Source organism: Pseudomonas sp. B2M1-30, from assembly GCF_025447575.1.
GTDB lineage: Bacteria > Pseudomonadota > Gammaproteobacteria > Pseudomonadales > Pseudomonadaceae > Aquipseudomonas > Aquipseudomonas botevensis.
This window is the reverse complement of record NZ_JAOEJT010000001.1, coordinates 639,677-655,643: the sequence shown is the minus strand read 5'-3', so window position 1 is coordinate 655,643 and position 15,967 is coordinate 639,677. Positions and strand designations below refer to the sequence as shown.

General features: G+C 58.8%; 16 protein-coding genes. All 16 read left to right on the top strand.

Annotation, left to right across the window (positions count from 1 at the left end):
• Window positions 1-138 precede the first annotated feature (138 nt).
• The 16 genes from mnmG (at window position 139) to glmS (ending at window position 15,911) form a co-directional block, all read left to right on the top strand.
• Window positions 139-2,037 (top strand): tRNA uridine-5-carboxymethylaminomethyl(34) synthesis enzyme MnmG, encoded by a 1,899-nt coding sequence (gene mnmG / locus N8H74_RS03025; protein WP_217829067.1) that lies wholly within the window; start codon window positions 139-141, stop codon window positions 2,035-2,037.
• Window positions 2,034-2,678, top strand: coding sequence for a 16S rRNA (guanine(527)-N(7))-methyltransferase RsmG (gene rsmG / locus N8H74_RS03020; RefSeq protein ID WP_217829068.1), 645 nt, complete (start codon window positions 2,034-2,036; stop codon window positions 2,676-2,678). Before mnmG ends, rsmG begins: the two co-directional genes overlap by 4 nt.
• A gap of 18 nt (window positions 2,679-2,696) precedes the next feature.
• Window positions 2,697-3,494: a ParA family protein gene (locus N8H74_RS03015; protein WP_217829069.1), complete on the top strand. Its 798-nt coding sequence runs from the start codon at window positions 2,697-2,699 to the stop codon at window positions 3,492-3,494.
• A 9-nt stretch (window positions 3,495-3,503) separates the two neighbouring features.
• Window positions 3,504-4,376, top strand: a complete 873-nt coding sequence (locus N8H74_RS03010) for a ParB/RepB/Spo0J family partition protein (protein WP_217829070.1) — start codon at window positions 3,504-3,506, stop codon at window positions 4,374-4,376.
• Window positions 4,377-4,524: 148 nt separating this feature from the next.
• Complete coding sequence (locus tag N8H74_RS03005; protein WP_217829072.1) at window positions 4,525-4,932, top strand: F0F1 ATP synthase subunit I; 408 nt, start codon at window positions 4,525-4,527, stop codon at window positions 4,930-4,932.
• Between the two features lie 16 nt (window positions 4,933-4,948).
• Window positions 4,949-5,818: a F0F1 ATP synthase subunit A gene (atpB, locus tag N8H74_RS03000; RefSeq protein WP_217829073.1), complete on the top strand. Its 870-nt coding sequence runs from the start codon at window positions 4,949-4,951 to the stop codon at window positions 5,816-5,818.
• Window positions 5,819-5,952: 134 nt separating this feature from the next.
• Complete coding sequence (atpE, locus tag N8H74_RS02995; protein WP_003097235.1) at window positions 5,953-6,210, top strand: F0F1 ATP synthase subunit C; 258 nt, start codon at window positions 5,953-5,955, stop codon at window positions 6,208-6,210.
• Between the two features lie 58 nt (window positions 6,211-6,268).
• Entirely contained in the window at window positions 6,269-6,739 is a 471-nt protein-coding gene (locus N8H74_RS02990) for a F0F1 ATP synthase subunit B (protein WP_217829074.1), read from the top strand.
• 12 nt (window positions 6,740-6,751) lie between these two features.
• Complete coding sequence (locus tag N8H74_RS02985; RefSeq protein WP_217829076.1) at window positions 6,752-7,288, top strand: F0F1 ATP synthase subunit delta; 537 nt, start codon at window positions 6,752-6,754, stop codon at window positions 7,286-7,288.
• Window positions 7,289-7,309: 21 nt separating this feature from the next.
• Entirely contained in the window at window positions 7,310-8,854 is a 1,545-nt protein-coding gene (gene atpA / locus N8H74_RS02980; protein ID WP_217829078.1) for a F0F1 ATP synthase subunit alpha, read from the top strand.
• Between the two features lie 50 nt (window positions 8,855-8,904).
• Entirely contained in the window at window positions 8,905-9,765 is an 861-nt protein-coding gene (gene atpG / locus N8H74_RS02975) for a F0F1 ATP synthase subunit gamma (protein WP_217829079.1), read from the top strand.
• 27 nt (window positions 9,766-9,792) lie between these two features.
• Entirely contained in the window at window positions 9,793-11,169 is a 1,377-nt protein-coding gene (gene atpD, locus N8H74_RS02970) for a F0F1 ATP synthase subunit beta (protein WP_217829080.1), read from the top strand.
• A 45-nt stretch (window positions 11,170-11,214) separates the two neighbouring features.
• A complete protein-coding gene (locus N8H74_RS02965) occupies window positions 11,215-11,640 on the top strand; it encodes a F0F1 ATP synthase subunit epsilon (RefSeq protein ID WP_217829081.1) in 426 nt (141 codons plus the stop codon).
• A gap of 118 nt (window positions 11,641-11,758) precedes the next feature.
• Entirely contained in the window at window positions 11,759-13,126 is a 1,368-nt protein-coding gene (gene glmU, locus N8H74_RS02960; protein WP_262146137.1) for a bifunctional UDP-N-acetylglucosamine diphosphorylase/glucosamine-1-phosphate N-acetyltransferase GlmU, read from the top strand.
• 173 nt (window positions 13,127-13,299) lie between these two features.
• Window positions 13,300-14,076 carry a DeoR family transcriptional regulator gene (locus tag N8H74_RS02955; RefSeq protein WP_217829084.1) on the top strand — a complete coding sequence of 259 codons (777 nt, stop codon included), beginning with the start codon at window positions 13,300-13,302 and terminating at the stop codon, window positions 14,074-14,076.
• Window positions 14,077-14,078: 2 nt separating this feature from the next.
• Complete coding sequence (gene glmS / locus N8H74_RS02950) at window positions 14,079-15,911, top strand: glutamine--fructose-6-phosphate transaminase (isomerizing) (protein WP_262146135.1); 1,833 nt, start codon at window positions 14,079-14,081, stop codon at window positions 15,909-15,911.
• Window positions 15,912-15,967: the final 56 nt, after the last annotated feature.

Genomic DNA, 15,967 nt, shown 5'->3' with positions numbered 1-15,967 from the left:
GCGAGTTCTCCACAGCTGGTTAAATTTTGTGCAGAGGGTTCTTTAGGAAAGGCGAAGTCCCTATACTTGCCGACCAGGTTCGAAAACCTGAGATCGAATTTTTCCTGAATACCTACTTAAGCAGGCACGAGGTGCGTGGTGGATTTCCCTTCCCGTTTTGAAGTGATCGTCATCGGCGGCGGTCATGCCGGTACCGAGGCAGCACTGGCCTCAGCACGTATGGGGGCAAAAACCCTGTTGCTGACGCATAACGTGGAAACCCTCGGTGCCATGAGTTGCAACCCGGCTATCGGTGGCATCGGCAAGAGCCATCTGGTCAAGGAAATCGATGCCCTCGGCGGTGCGATGGCCATGGCCACCGACAAGGGCGGCATCCAGTTCCGCGTATTGAACAGTCGCAAAGGCCCGGCGGTACGGGCGACCCGTGCCCAGGCCGACCGTATTCTCTACAAGGCCGCTGTCCGCGAAATCCTCGAAAACCAGCCGAACCTGTGGATATTTCAACAAGCCGCCGATGACCTGATCGTCGAGCAGGAACAAGTACGCGGTGTTGTCACCCAAATGGGTCTGCGTTTCTTCGCCGATTCCGTGGTATTGACCACCGGCACGTTCCTCGGCGGACTTATCCACATCGGTTTGCAGAATTTCTCCGGCGGTCGCGCCGGTGATCCACCGTCGATTGCCCTGGCGCGCCGTCTGCGTGAATTGCCGCTGCGGGTTGGCCGTTTGAAAACCGGCACTCCGCCGCGTATCGATGGCCGCTCTGTGGATTTCTCGGTGATGACCGAGCAGCCGGGCGATACGCCGATCCCGGTGATGTCGTTCATGGGCAACAAGGAACAGCATCCACGGCAGGTCAGTTGCTGGATTACCCACACCAACGCCCGTACCCACGAAATCATTGCCGCGAACCTCGACCGTTCGCCGATGTATTCCGCTGCCGGCGAGATCGAAGGCATTGGCCCGCGTTACTGCCCGTCGATCGAAGACAAGATTCACCGCTTTGCCGACAAGGAAAGCCATCAGGTGTTCATCGAGCCGGAAGGCCTGACCACCCATGAGCTGTATCCGAACGGGATATCCACAAGCCTGCCGTTCGACGTGCAATTGCAGATCGTGCAATCGATTCGCGGCATGGAAAACGCGCACATCGTGCGTCCGGGTTACGCGATCGAGTACGACTACTTCGATCCGCGCGACCTGAAGTACAGCCTGGAAACCAAAGTCATCGGAGGCCTGTTCTTTGCCGGTCAGATCAACGGCACCACCGGTTACGAAGAGGCCGGCGCCCAGGGTTTGCTGGCTGGCGCCAACGCCGCGTTGCGTGCGAAGGGCAAAGAAGCCTGGTGCCCGCGTCGTGATGAAGCGTACATCGGGGTATTGGTCGACGACCTGATCACCCTCGGCACCCAAGAGCCGTACCGGATGTTCACGTCCCGCGCCGAATATCGTCTGATCCTGCGCGAAGACAACGCCGATCTGCGTCTGACCGAAAAAGGCCGCGAACTGGGTCTGGTCGATGACGCGCGTTGGGCGGCGTTCTGCGAGAAACGCGAAAACATCGCGCTCGAAGAACAGCGTCTGAAAAGCACCTGGGTACGTCCGGGCACGCCGCAGGGCGATGCCATCGCAGAAAAATTCGGCACGCCGCTGACCCACGAATACAACCTGCTCAATCTCTTGAGCCGTCCGGAAATCGACTACGCTGGTCTGGTCGAAGTGACCGGGCAGGGCGCCGAAGATCCACAGGTCGCCGAACAGGTCGAGATCAAGACCAAATACGCCGGTTACATCGACCGTCAACAGGACGAAATCGCCCGTCTGCGCGCCAGTGAAGACACGAAACTGCCTGTGGATATCGATTACACCAGCATTTCCGGGCTCTCCAAGGAGATCCAGAGCAAGCTTGGCGCGACGCGTCCAGAGACACTCGGTCAGGCTTCGCGGATTCCGGGCGTGACCCCGGCAGCGATTTCGCTGTTGATGATTCATTTGAAAAAACGCGGCGCGGGCCGTCAGTTGGAGCAAAGCGCTTGAGTTCTAAGGTCACTTCGCAACACGCCGAAGAGTTATCCACAGGAGCCCGCGCGCTCGGTGTCAATCTCACGGAAATCCAGCATGAAAAACTGCTGGGTTATCTGGCCCTGTTGATCAAATGGAACCAGGCCTACAACCTGACCGCCGTGCGCGATCCGGACGAAATGGTTTCGCGTCACTTGCTCGATAGCCTCAGCGTGATGTCGTTCATCGAAAACGGCCGCTGGCTGGATGTCGGCAGCGGCGGCGGCATGCCGGGAATCCCCTTGGCGATCCTGTTTCCTGACTCGGCAGTGACGTGCCTGGACAGCAACGGCAAGAAAACCCGCTTCCTCACCCAAGTCAAACTCGAGCTCAAACTGGATAACCTGCAAGTTATCCACAGCCGTGTCGAAGAGTTCCAGCCTGCCCAGCCGTTCAACGGGATCATCTCCCGGGCGTTCAGCAGCATGGAGAACTTCACTAACTGGACTCGCCACCTCGGCGACGCCGATACACGCTGGCTGGCAATGAAGGGCGTTCATCCGGCCGATGAGCTGGTAGCATTGCCGGCAGACTTCAAACTCGATAGCGAACACGCCCTGGCCGTACCCGGTTGCCAAGGCCAACGCCATCTGCTGATACTGCGCCGCACGGCATGATTGGGAACACAAGCAAGAATGGCTAAGGTATTCGCGATAGCGAACCAGAAGGGTGGTGTGGGCAAGACCACCACCTGCATCAACCTCGCAGCATCCCTGGTCGCGACCAAGCGCCGGGTGCTGTTGATCGATCTCGATCCACAGGGCAACGCCACCATGGGTAGCGGTGTGGATAAACATGGCCTGGAAAACTCGGTCTACGACCTGCTGATCGGTGAATGCGATCTGGCCCAGGCCATGCACTTCTCCGAGCACGGCGGTTATCAACTGCTGCCGGCCAACCGCGACCTGACCGCGGCCGAAGTGGTTCTGCTGGAAATGCAGATGAAGGAGAGCCGCCTGCGCAGTGCGCTGGCGCCGATCCGCGAAAACTACGATTACATCCTGATCGACTGCCCGCCGTCGCTGTCGATGCTCACGTTGAACGCACTGGTCGCCGCTGACGGGGTGATTATCCCCATGCAGTGCGAATACTTTGCGCTCGAAGGTCTGAGCGACCTTGTGGATAACATCAAGCGCATTTCCGAACTGCTCAACCCGAACCTGAAGGTCGAAGGCCTGCTGCGTACCATGTACGACCCGCGCCTGAGCCTGATGAACGACGTTTCCACGCAGCTCAAGGAGCATTTCGGCGACCAGCTCTACGACACGGTGATCCCGCGTAACGTAAGGCTCGCCGAAGCACCGAGCTACGGCATGCCGGCGCTGGCCTACGACAAGCAATCGCGTGGCGCGCTGGCCTACCTGGCGCTGGCGGGCGAGATGGTTCGCCGTCAACGCAAAAATTCACGCATCGCCGCTGCCCAGCCAACTTAAGGAATTCCCATGGCCGTCAAGAAACGAGGTCTCGGACGTGGACTGGACGCATTGCTGAGTGGTCCGACCGTCAGCGCGCTGGAAGAACAAGCCGCCCAGGCCGATCACCGCGAGCTGCAGCACTTGCCGCTGGATCTGCTCCAGCGTGGCAAATATCAACCACGCCGGGACATGGATCCCCAGGCGCTGGAAGAGCTGGCGCAGTCGATCAAGGCACAGGGCGTGATGCAGCCGATCGTGGTTCGCCCGATCGGCAGCGGTCGCTTTGAAATCATCGCCGGTGAGCGTCGCTGGCGCGCGAGCCAACAGGCCGGGCAGGAAACCATTCCGGCGATGGTGCGCGACGTTCCGGATGAAACCGCGATCGCCATTGCGCTGATCGAGAACATCCAGCGTGAAGACCTGAATCCGATCGAAGAGGCGATTGCCCTGCAGCGCCTGCAGCAGGAATTCCAGCTGACCCAGCAACAGGTGGCCGAGGCTGTGGGTAAGTCCCGGGTGACGGTGGCTAACCTGTTACGGCTTATTGCCCTGCCGGAAGTCATCAAGACCATGCTGTCCCACGGTGACCTGGAAATGGGTCATGCCCGTGCTTTGCTCGGTCTGCCGGACAATCAGCAGGTCGAGGGGGCGCGACATGTTGTCGCACGCGGCCTGACCGTGCGCCAAACCGAGGCACTGGTTCGTCAGTGGTTGAGTGGCAAACCGGAGCCGGTCGAGCCTGCCAAACCCGACCCGGATATCGCCCGTCTCGAACAGCGTCTGGCCGAGCGCCTAGGCTCTGCGGTGCAGATTCGCCATGGCAAGAAGGGCAAAGGCCAGTTGGTGATCGGTTACAACTCCCTCGATGAGCTTCAAGGTGTGCTCGCACACATCCGCTGAAACATTTCCTCATGTAGCGCGCAGTCGGAAATCACTACCTGACAGTTGAATAGGGGCAGAACCGCCCCTATACTCTGCGCGCATTTTGTCGGCACAAATTATGCCAAGTTATTGAATTCTGGCAGCCGACCATTGGAGAGCAAACGTGATGGAAACCCGCAAGCCAAACCGCCTGCCGTTCCATCGCCTGGCGGTTTTTCCGGTGTTGATGGCTCAGTTTGTCATTCTGCTGATCGCCGCTTTGGCGCTTTGGCAATGGCGCGGAGTCGTTGCCGGATACTCGGGACTTTGCGGAGGCCTGATAGCCTTGCTGCCCAATGTTTATTTCGCTCACAAGGCATTTCGGTTTTCCGGCGCCCGAGCAGCCCAGTCCATCGTCCGGTCTTTCTATGCCGGCGAGGCAGGCAAACTGATTTTGACGGCAGTGCTGTTTGCACTGGTGTTTGCAGGTGTGAAGCCACTGGCGCCGATCGCAGTATTCGGCGCGTTCGTGCTGACTCAGTCGGTCAGCTGGTTCGCTCCCCTGCTAATGAGAACAAGACTTTCGAGACCTTAGGGCGTTTGAGGCAACCATGGCAGAAACAACCGCTTCGGGCTATATCCAGCACCACTTGCAGAACCTGACCTTCGGTCAGCTACCCAACGGCGGCTGGGGCTTTGCCCACTCCGCAGCAGAAGCCAAGGAAATGGGCTTCTGGGCTTTCCACGTCGATACCCTCGGCTGGTCGGTCGCACTGGGTCTGATCTTCGTACTTCTTTTCCGCATGGCGGCAAAAAAGGCGACTTCCGGTCAGCCAGGCGCACTGCAGAACTTCGTTGAAGTCCTGGTCGAATTCGTCGACGGCAGCGTGAAAGACAGCTTCCATGGCCGTAGCCCGGTGATCGCACCGCTGGCACTGACCATCTTCGTCTGGGTGTTCCTGATGAACGCCGTCGACCTGGTTCCGGTCGACTGGATTCCTCAGCTGGCCATCCTGATCTCCGGCGACCACCACATCCCGTTCCGTGCCGTGTCGACCACCGACCCGAACGCGACCCTGGGCATGGCGTTCTCGGTTTTCGCACTGATCATCTTCTACAGCATCAAGGTCAAGGGCATCGGCGGCTTCATCGGCGAACTGACCCTGCACCCGTTCGGCAGCAAGAACATCTTCGTTCAGGCCCTGCTGATCCCGGTGAACTTCCTGCTGGAATTCGTGACCCTGATCGCCAAGCCGATCTCCCTGGCTCTGCGTCTGTTCGGCAACATGTATGCCGGCGAGCTGGTGTTCATTCTGATCGCTGTGATGTTCGGCAGCGGCCTGCTCTGGCTGAGCGGCCTGGGCGTTGTTCTGCAGTGGGCGTGGGCTGTGTTCCACATCCTGATCATCACTCTGCAGGCGTTCATCTTCATGATGCTGACCATCGTTTATCTGTCGATGGCGCACGAAGAAAACCATTAAGGCCAGTTTCGACTAGTCTGATGTCCCTCCCGGTCAAACGGGAGGGGGCTCCTGACGGGGCCTCTGAAACGATTTGTTTTACCGCTTTAAATTAAAAAAACCTAAACCATACGACGTAAAAGTCGGGAGGAAAGATGGAAACTGTAGTTGGTCTAACCGCTATCGCTGTTGCACTGTTGATCGGCCTGGGCGCACTGGGTACCGCAATTGGTTTCGGCCTGCTGGGCGGCAAGTTCCTGGAAGGCGCAGCGCGTCAGCCAGAAATGGTTCCAATGCTGCAAGTTAAAATGTTCATCGTTGCCGGTCTGCTCGACGCCGTAACCATGATCGGTGTTGGTATCGCTCTGTTCTTCACCTTTGCGAACCCGTTCGTTGGTCAAATCGCTGGCTGATTACTCGGTTTCCCCGAGTAATTTGGTGTGATGGACAACGTAACTGCGAGGTGTTGGCGTGAACATTAATGCGACCCTGATTGGCCAGTCCGTTGCGTTCCTGATTTTTGTACTGTTCTGCATGAAGTATGTATGGCCTCCGGTCATCACTGCTCTGCACGAACGTCAAAAGAAGATCGCTGATGGTCTGGACGCTGCCAGCCGTGCAGCTCGCGACCTGGAGTTGGCCCAAGAGAAAGCGGGTCAGCAACTGCGCGAAGCGAAGGCTCAGGCAGCTGAAATCATCGAGCAAGCCAAGAAACGCGGTACCCAGATTGTCGACGAAGCCCGTGAACAGGCTCGCGTCGAAGCTGACCGTGTGAAGGCTCAGGCTCAGGCCGAGATCGAACAGGAACTGAACAGCGTCAAAGACGCGCTGCGCGCCCAAGTGGGTAGCCTGGCCGTTGGCGGTGCTTCGAAGATCCTGGGCAAAGCAATCGATCAAAACGCGCACGCAGAGCTGGTTAACCAACTGGCTGCTGAAATCTAAGCGAGGGCGATCATGGCAGAACTGACCACGTTGGCCCGACCTTACGCTAAGGCGGCCTTCGAGCACGCTCAGGCCCACCAGCAACTGGCCAATTGGTCAGCCATGCTCGGCCTGGCAGCAGCGGTGTCGCAAGACGACACCATGCAGCGCGTGCTCAAGGCCCCGCGACTGACGAGCGCAGAAAAGGCCGCCACGTTCATTGACGTGTGCGGCGACAAGTTCGATGCCAAGGCACAGAATTTCATTCACGTCGTTGCCGAAAACGACCGTCTCCCGCTTCTGCCGGAGATCGCCGCTCTTTTCGACCTGTACAAGGCCGAGCAAGAGAAGTCGGTAGACGTGGAAGTAACCAGTGCTTTCGCATTGAACCAAGAACAGCAAGACAAACTCGCCAAGGTTCTCAGTGCACGACTCAACCGGGAAGTGCGCCTGCAAGTCGAGGAAGATGCATCCCTTATTGGTGGTGTTGTCATCCGCGCCGGCGACCTGGTTATCGATGGCTCGATTCGCGGCAAAATCGCGAAACTTGCCGAAGCATTGAAATCTTGAGTTTGAAGGGGCAGCAGAGCAATGCAGCAACTCAATCCTTCCGAAATAAGTGAAATTATCAAGGGCCGCATCGACAAGCTCGATGTGACCTCCCAAGCCCGTAACGAAGGCACTGTCGTCAGCGTATCTGACGGTATCGTGCGGATTCACGGTCTGGCCGACGTCATGTACGGCGAGATGATCGAGTTTCCGGGCGGCGTCTACGGTATGGCCCTCAACCTGGAGCAAGACTCCGTAGGTGCCGTTGTACTGGGCGCATACACCAGTCTGGCTGAAGGCATGAGCGCCAAGTGCACTGGCCGCATCCTGCAGGTTCCGGTTGGTAAGGAACTGCTGGGTCGCGTAGTCGACGCACTGGGTAACCCAGTTGACGGCAAAGGTCCGCTGAACAACACCGAGACCGACGCGGTCGAGAAAGTTGCTCCAGGCGTGATCTGGCGTAAGTCGGTAGACCAGCCTGTACAGACTGGCTACAAGGCTGTCGATGCCATGATCCCTGTCGGCCGTGGCCAGCGTGAGCTGATCATCGGTGACCGTCAGATCGGTAAAACCGCTCTGGCGATCGACGCGATCATCAACCAGAAAGACAGCGGCATTTTCTGCGTCTACGTTGCAATCGGTCAGAAACAATCGACCATCGCCAACGTGGTTCGCAAGCTGGAAGAAAACGGCGCCCTGGCCAACACGATCATCGTGGCTGCCAGCGCTTCGGAATCTCCTGCGCTGCAATACCTGGCACCGTACTCCGGTTGCACCATGGGCGAATACTTCCGCGACCGCGGTGAAGACGCGCTGATCGTTTATGACGATCTGTCCAAGCAAGCAGTGGCTTACCGCCAGATTTCCCTGCTGCTGCGCCGTCCACCAGGCCGTGAAGCTTACCCAGGCGACGTGTTCTATCTCCACTCCCGTCTGCTGGAGCGCGCATCCCGCGTTTCGGAAGAGTACGTAGAGAAGTTCACCAACGGCGCAGTGACCGGCAAAACCGGTTCCCTGACCGCACTGCCGATCATCGAAACCCAGGCTGGCGACGTTTCCGCGTTCGTTCCGACCAACGTGATTTCCATCACCGACGGTCAGATCTTCCTGGAATCGGCCATGTTCAACTCGGGCATCCGCCCTGCAGTGAACGCCGGTGTTTCGGTATCCCGTGTGGGTGGTGCCGCTCAGACCAAGATCATCAAGAAGCTGTCCGGTGGTATCCGTACCGCTCTGGCTCAGTACCGTGAACTGGCGGCATTCGCCCAGTTCGCTTCTGACCTGGACGAAGCGACCCGCAAGCAACTTGAGCATGGTCAGCGCGTTACCGAGCTGATGAAGCAGAAGCAATACGCGCCAATGTCGATCGCCGACATGTCGCTGTCGCTGTATGCCGCTGAGCGTGGGTTCCTGACTGACGTTGAAAACGCCAAAGTCGGCAGCTTCGAGCAAGCGCTGATTGCTTACTTCAACCGCGATCACGCCGATTTGATGGCGAAGATCAACGTGAAGGGTGATTTCAATGACGAAATCGACGCTGGCCTCAAAGCCGGTATCGAGAAGTTCAAGGCCACCCAAACCTGGTAAGCCGCAGCGGGGGCCGCAAGGCTCCCGCTTGCTAACCTGATAGGTGTTACATGGCAGGCGCAAAAGAGATTCGCAGTAAGATTGCGAGCATCAAAAGCACGCAAAAAATTACCAGCGCCATGGAAAAAGTGGCGGTCAGCAAAATGCGCAAGGCACAAATGCGCATGGCTGCTAGCCGTCCTTATGCGGAGCGCATCCGCCAGGTTATTGGTCATCTGGCCAACGCCAACCCGGAATATCGCCACCCGTTCATGATCGAGCGTGAAGTAAAACGCGCTGGTTATGTCGTGGTGAGCAGTGACCGTGGTCTGTGTGGTGGCTTGAACACCAACCTGTTCAAGGCTCTGGTCAAGGACATGGCGGTAAACCGCGAAAACGGCGTCGAGATCGACCTGTGTGTCGTTGGTAGCAAGGGTGCGGCTTTCTTCCGCAACTTCGGCGGTAACGTCGTTGCAGCTATCAGCCACCTGGGTGAAGAGCCGTCGATCAATGACCTGATCGGCAGCGTCAAGGTGATGCTGGATGCTTATCTGGACGGCCGTATCGATCGCCTGTCCGTGGTGTCCAACAAGTTCATCAACACCATGACGCAAACGCCAACCGTGGAGCAGTTGATTCCACTGGTGGCAACCCCGGATCAGGAACTCAAGCACCACTGGGATTATCTGTACGAACCGGACGCCAAAGAGCTGCTTGACGGCTTGATGGTCCGCTACGTGGAGTCGCAGGTGTACCAGGCGGTGGTCGAGAACAACGCGGCTGAACAAGCTGCGCGGATGATCGCGATGAAGAACGCTACCGACAACGCCGGTGATTTGATCAGCGAATTGCAGCTGGTCTACAACAAGGCGCGTCAGGCTGCGATCACCCAAGAGATCTCGGAAATCGTCGGCGGCGCTGCCGCGGTTTAACGGTTCAAATATTCAGAGGATCCAGCTATGAGTAGCGGACGTATCGTTCAAATCATCGGCGCCGTTATCGACGTGGAATTCCCACGCGACAGCGTACCGAGCATCTACGACGCCTTGAAGGTTCAAGGCGCCGAAACCACTCTGGAAGTTCAGCAGCAGCTGGGCGACGGCGTGGTTCGTACCATTGCGATGGGCTCCACCGAGGGTCTGAAGCGCGGTCTGGACGTCAACAACACTGGCGCAGCCATCTCCGTACCGGTCGGTAAAGCGACCCTGGGCCGGATCATGGACGTACTGGGCAACCCGATCGACGAAGCTGGCCCGATCGACACCGAAGAGCGTTGGGGTATCCACCGCGCTGCGCCGTCGTTCGCAGAGCAGGCAGGCGGCAACGACCTGCTGGAAACCGGCATCAAGGTTATCGACCTGGTTTGCCCGTTCGCCAAGGGTGGTAAGGTTGGTCTGTTCGGTGGTGCCGGTGTAGGCAAAACCGTAAACATGATGGAACTGATCCGTAACATCGCCATCGAGCACAGCGGTTATTCCGTGTTCGCCGGTGTGGGTGAGCGTACTCGTGAGGGTAACGACTTCTACCACGAGATGAAGGACTCCAACGTTCTGGACAAAGTGGCACTGGTTTACGGTCAGATGAACGAGCCGCCGGGAAACCGTCTGCGCGTAGCCCTGACCGGCCTGACCATGGCCGAGAAGTTCCGTGACGAAGGTAACGACGTTCTGCTGTTCGTCGACAACATCTATCGTTACACCCTGGCCGGTACCGAAGTATCCGCACTGCTGGGCCGTATGCCTTCGGCAGTAGGTTATCAGCCGACCCTGGCTGAAGAGATGGGCGTGCTGCAAGAGCGCATCACTTCGACCAAGCAAGGTTCGATTACTTCGATCCAGGCCGTATACGTACCAGCGGACGACTTGACTGACCCGTCGCCAGCGACCACGTTTGCTCACCTGGACGCCACCGTCGTTCTGTCCCGTGACATCGCTTCCCTGGGTATCTACCCGGCGGTAGACCCACTGGACTCGACTTCGCGTCAGCTGGACCCGAACGTGATCGGCAACGACCACTACGAAACCGCTCGCGGTGTTCAGTACGTGCTGCAGCGTTACAAAGAGCTGAAGGACATCATCGCGATCCTGGGTATGGACGAGCTGTCGGAAGCCGACAAGCAGTTGGTAAACCGTGCTCGTAAGATCCAGCGCTTCTTGTCGCAGCCGTTCTTCGTGGCTGAAGTCTTCACCGGTGCTTCGGGTAAATACGTTTCCCTGAAAGACACCATTGCTGGCTTCAAAGGCATCCTCAACGGTGACTACGACCACCTGCCAGAACAAGCGTTCTACATGGTTGGCGGCATCGAAGAAGCGATCGAGAAAGCCAAGAAACTGTAATCCAGGCGCCCGGAAACGGGCGCTAATTTAGGTTGAGGCAATCAGATGGCTATGACAGTCCATTGCGACATCGTCAGCGCGGAAGGGGAAATCTTTTCCGGCCTGGTCGAGATGGTGATTGCGCACGGTGCACTGGGTGATCTTGGTATCGCTCTGGGTCACGCGCCGCTGATCACCAATCTCAAGCCGGGTCCGATCCGCCTGATCAAGCAAGGTGGCGAAGCCGAGGTGTTCTACATCTCTGGTGGTTTCCTCGAGGTTCAGCCGAACATGGTCAAGGTTCTCGCCGACACCGTGCAACGTGCTGCCGACCTGGATGAAGCCTCTGCTCAGGAAGCCGTCAAGGCTGCCGAGCGAGCGCTGCATGACAAAGGTGCAGATTTCGATTACGGAGCTGCATCCGCACGTCTGGCCGAGGCCGCAGCCCAGCTGCGCACCGTCCAGCAGATCCGCAAGAAGTTTGGCGGTTGATCCGTCAGCCACTTGTTGTGTGATTGATAAAAAAGGGTAGCCTCGGCTACCCTTTTTTCTTTTCCGATTTTCAAACCCCCGGTCGCAGTTGCTGACCACCCAGGATTGGTAGCCAGTCATGTCTCTCGAAATCGTTATCCTCGCGGCCGGTCAAGGCACCCGCATGCGTTCGGCACTGCCGAAGGTCCTGCACCCGATCGCTGGCAACTCCATGCTTGGTCATGTTATCCACAGTGCCCGGCAACTTGATCCACAACGCATTCATGTGGTGATCGGCCATGGCGCCGATGTGGTGCGCGAGCGTCTGGCGGCTGACGATCTGAATTTCGTCCTGCAGGACAAGCAACTGGGCACCGGCCACGCCACGGCGCAGGCCGTGCCCTTCATCAGCGCCGATACCGTGCTGATCCTTTACGGCGACGTGCCGCTGATCGAAGTCGAAACCCTGCAACGTTTGCTCGCGCATGTCGGCCCCGAGCAGATCGGCCTGCTGACCGTCGAGCTGGATGACCCGACCGGCTATGGCCGCATCGTTCGCGACGCGGCGGGCAAGGTCGCCGCTATCGTCGAACACAAGGACGCCAGCGAAGCGCAACGCGCGATCACCGAAGGCAACACCGGCATTCTCGCGGTCCCGGCCAAGCGCCTGGCTGACTGGATGAGCCGCCTGTCGAACAACAACGCCCAGGGCGAGTACTACCTGACCGACGTGATCGAAATGGCGGTCAGCGATGGCTTGGTGGTGGCCACCGAACAGCCCCACGATCCCATGGAAGTGCAGGGCGCCAACGACCGCAAGCAACTGTCCGAACTGGAGCGTCATTATCAATTGCGTGCCGGTCGGCGCTTGATGGCCCAAGGCGTCACCCTGCGCGATCCGGCGCGTTTCGATGTACGTGGCGACGTGACCGTCGGTCGCGATGTGCTGATCGACATCAATGTCATCCTCGAAGGCAAGGTGGTCATCGAGGACGACGTGGAGATCGGTCCGAACTGCGTGATCAAGGACAGCACGCTACGCAAAGGCGTGGTGGTCAAGGCCAACAGCCACATCGAAGGCGCGGTGCTGGGCGAGCACAGCGACGCCGGTCCGTTTGCCCGCCTGCGTCCGGGCACGGTGCTGGAGGCTCGCGCCCATGTGGGTAACTTCGTCGAACTGAAAAACGCCCACATGGGCGAGGGCGCCAAGGCCGGACACTTGACCTATCTGGGTGACGCCGAAATCGGCGCGCGCACCAACATTGGTGCCGGCACCATCACCTGCAACTACGATGGCGCCAACAAGTGGAAAACCGTGTTGGGCGAGGATGTGTTCATCGGCTCCAACAATTCGCTGGTGGCGCCTGTGGATATCTCTTCGGGTGCGACCACCGCCGCCGGTTCGACCATCACCCAGAATGTGGATAGCTCACAACTGGCGGTCGGTCGGGCGCGGCAGCGGAACATCGAAGGCTGGAAACGCCCGGAGAAGATCAAGAAGAACTGAGTTATCCACAGCGCTTCAAGATCAGAGAGATCGCAGCACTGCGGCAATACCTACCTCTTTCCCGGTAGGCATTGTTTCAGGCTGCGATCTTTTTTATGGGCGCCGACTTGACGATTGGCAGCTGATAGGTTTTGATTGCTTCCGTTATCTTTCGAATCGAAACTTAATCAGTCATGTCGAAACGCAATACTCCTCAGCGCCGTCACAACATCCTCGCCTTGCTCAACGAGCAGGGCGAAGTCAGTGTCGACGAACTCGCCAAGCGTTTCGAAACCTCGGAAGTTACGATTCGCAAGGATCTGGCCGCGCTGGAAAGCCATGGCTTGTTGCTGCGTCGCTACGGCGGGGCGATCACCATGCCTCAGGAGCTGGTGGCGGAAACCAGCCAGAGCGTTTCCAAATACAAGCAGGCGATTGCCCGTGCCGCCGTGAATCGCATCCGCGAACACGCGCGCATCATCATCGACAGCGGCAGCACCACCGCCGCGATGATTCCCGAACTTGGCCAGCAGCCGGGCCTGGTGGTGATGACCAACTCCCTGCATGTCGCCAACGCCTTGAGCGAACTCGAACACGAGCCGGTGCTGTTGATGACCGGCGGCACCTGGGACCCGCATTCGGAGTCCTTCCAGGGCCAGGTGGCCGAGCAGGTACTACGCTCTTACGACTTCGATCAGTTGTTTATCGGTGCCGATGGCATCGATCTGGTACGCGGAACCACCACGTTCAACGAGTTGCTCGGCCTGAGCCGGGTGATGGCCGAAGTCGCGCGGGAAGTAATCGTGATGGTCGAGGCCGACAAGATCGGCCGCAAGATTCCAAACCTGGAGCTGCCATGGAGCAGCGTCCATACCCTCATTACCGATGATCGCCTGCCTCATGAGGCACGGGATCAGATTCAGGCCCGCGGTATCACCGTGATTTGCGCGGCTGTCAGTCAGGAGAAATAAGCATGTGTGGAATTGTCGGCGCAGTTGCTGAACGTAATATCACCGCCATCCTGGTCGAAGGCCTCAAGCGCCTTGAATACCGGGGCTACGACAGTGCCGGTGTCGCGGTGTACACCAATGACAAAACCCTGGAGCGCACGCGGCGCGTGGGTAAGGTCAGCGAGCTGGAAGCGGCACTGGCTGCACAGCCGCTGGTTGGCCGTCTCGGCATCGCCCACACCCGTTGGGCGACTCACGGCGCGCCGAACGAGCGTAATGCGCACCCACATTTCTCCGGTGATATCGCTGTGGTCCACAACGGCATCATTGAGAACCATGAAGTCCTGCGCCAACAACTCAAGGCCAAGGGCTACGTGTTCGCTTCCGACACCGACACTGAAGTCATCGCCCACCTGCTGACTGAAAAGCTCAAGGATCAGCCTGACCTGACCGTCGCTCTCAAGGCCACCGTCAAGGAGTTGCACGGTGCTTATGGTCTGGCCGTCATCAACGCGCAGCAGCCGGATCGTCTGGTCGCCGCGCGCAGCGGCAGCCCGCTGGTCATCGGCCTGGGTCTGGGCGAAAACTTCCTTGCTTCCGACCAGTTGGCCCTGCGCCAGGTGACCGACCGTTTCATGTACCTGGAAGAAGGCGATATCGCTGAAATCCGCCGTGACAACGTGCAGATCTGGGATGTGAACGGCCAGGCGGTCGAGCGCCAGATCGTGCAGTACAGCGATGGTGCCGAAGCCGCCGACAAGGGCGAATTCCGTCACTACATGCTCAAGGAAATCCACGAGCAGCCAACCGTGGTGCAGCGCACCCTGGAAGGTCGCCTGAGCCAGAATCAAGTGCTGGTGCAAGCGTTCGGCCCACAGGCGGCCGAGCTGTTCGCCAAGGTGCGCAACGTGCAGATCGTCGCTTGCGGCACCAGTTATCACGCCGGCATGGTCGCCCGTTACTGGCTCGAAGAACTGGCCGGCATCCCGTGCCAGGTCGAAGTCGCCAGTGAGTTCCGCTACCGAAAGGTCGTGGTGCAGCCGGACACCCTGTTCGTCAGCATTTCCCAGTCCGGCGAAACCGCCGACACCCTGGCCGCGCTGCGCAACGCCAAGGAACTGGGTTTCCTCGGCAGCCTGGCGATCTGCAACGTCGGCATCAGCTCGCTGGTGCGCGAATCCGACCTGACCCTGTTGACCCAGGCGGGCCGTGAAATCGGCGTCGCTTCGACCAAGGCGTTCACCACGCAACTGGTCGGTCTGTTGCTGCTGACCTTGTCGCTGGGCCAGGTGCGCGGCACGCTGAGTGAAGGCGTCGAAGCCACCCTGGTGGAAGAGCTGCGCCGTCTGCCGACCCGTCTGGGCGAAGCCTTGGCGATGGACAGCACCGTGGAAAAAATCGCCGAGCTGTTCGCCGAAAAGAACCACACCTTGTTCCTCGGACGTGGCGCGCAATTCCCGGTGGCGATGGAAGGGGCCTTGAAGCTCAAGGAGATCTCCTACATCCACGCCGAAGCCTACCCGGCCGGCGAACTGAAACACGGGCCGCTGGCGCTTGTGGATAACGACATGCCGGTGGTCACCGTGGCGCCGAACAACGAACTGCTGGAGAAGCTCAAGTCCAACCTGCAGGAAGTCCGCGCCCGTGGCGGCGAATTGATCGTGTTCGCCGACGAAAAAGCCGGCATGACCAATGGCGAAGGCACCCACGTGGTGCAGATGCCGCACATCCACGACATCCTGTCGCCGATCCTCTACACCATCCCGCTGCAACTGCTGTCGTACTACGTCGCCGTGCTCAAGGGCACTGACGTGGATCAGCCGCGTAATCTGGCGAAGTCGGTGACGGTGGAATAAGTTATCCACAACTGACAAAACCAAAAATCGCAGCTCCGGCTGCGATTTTTGTATTT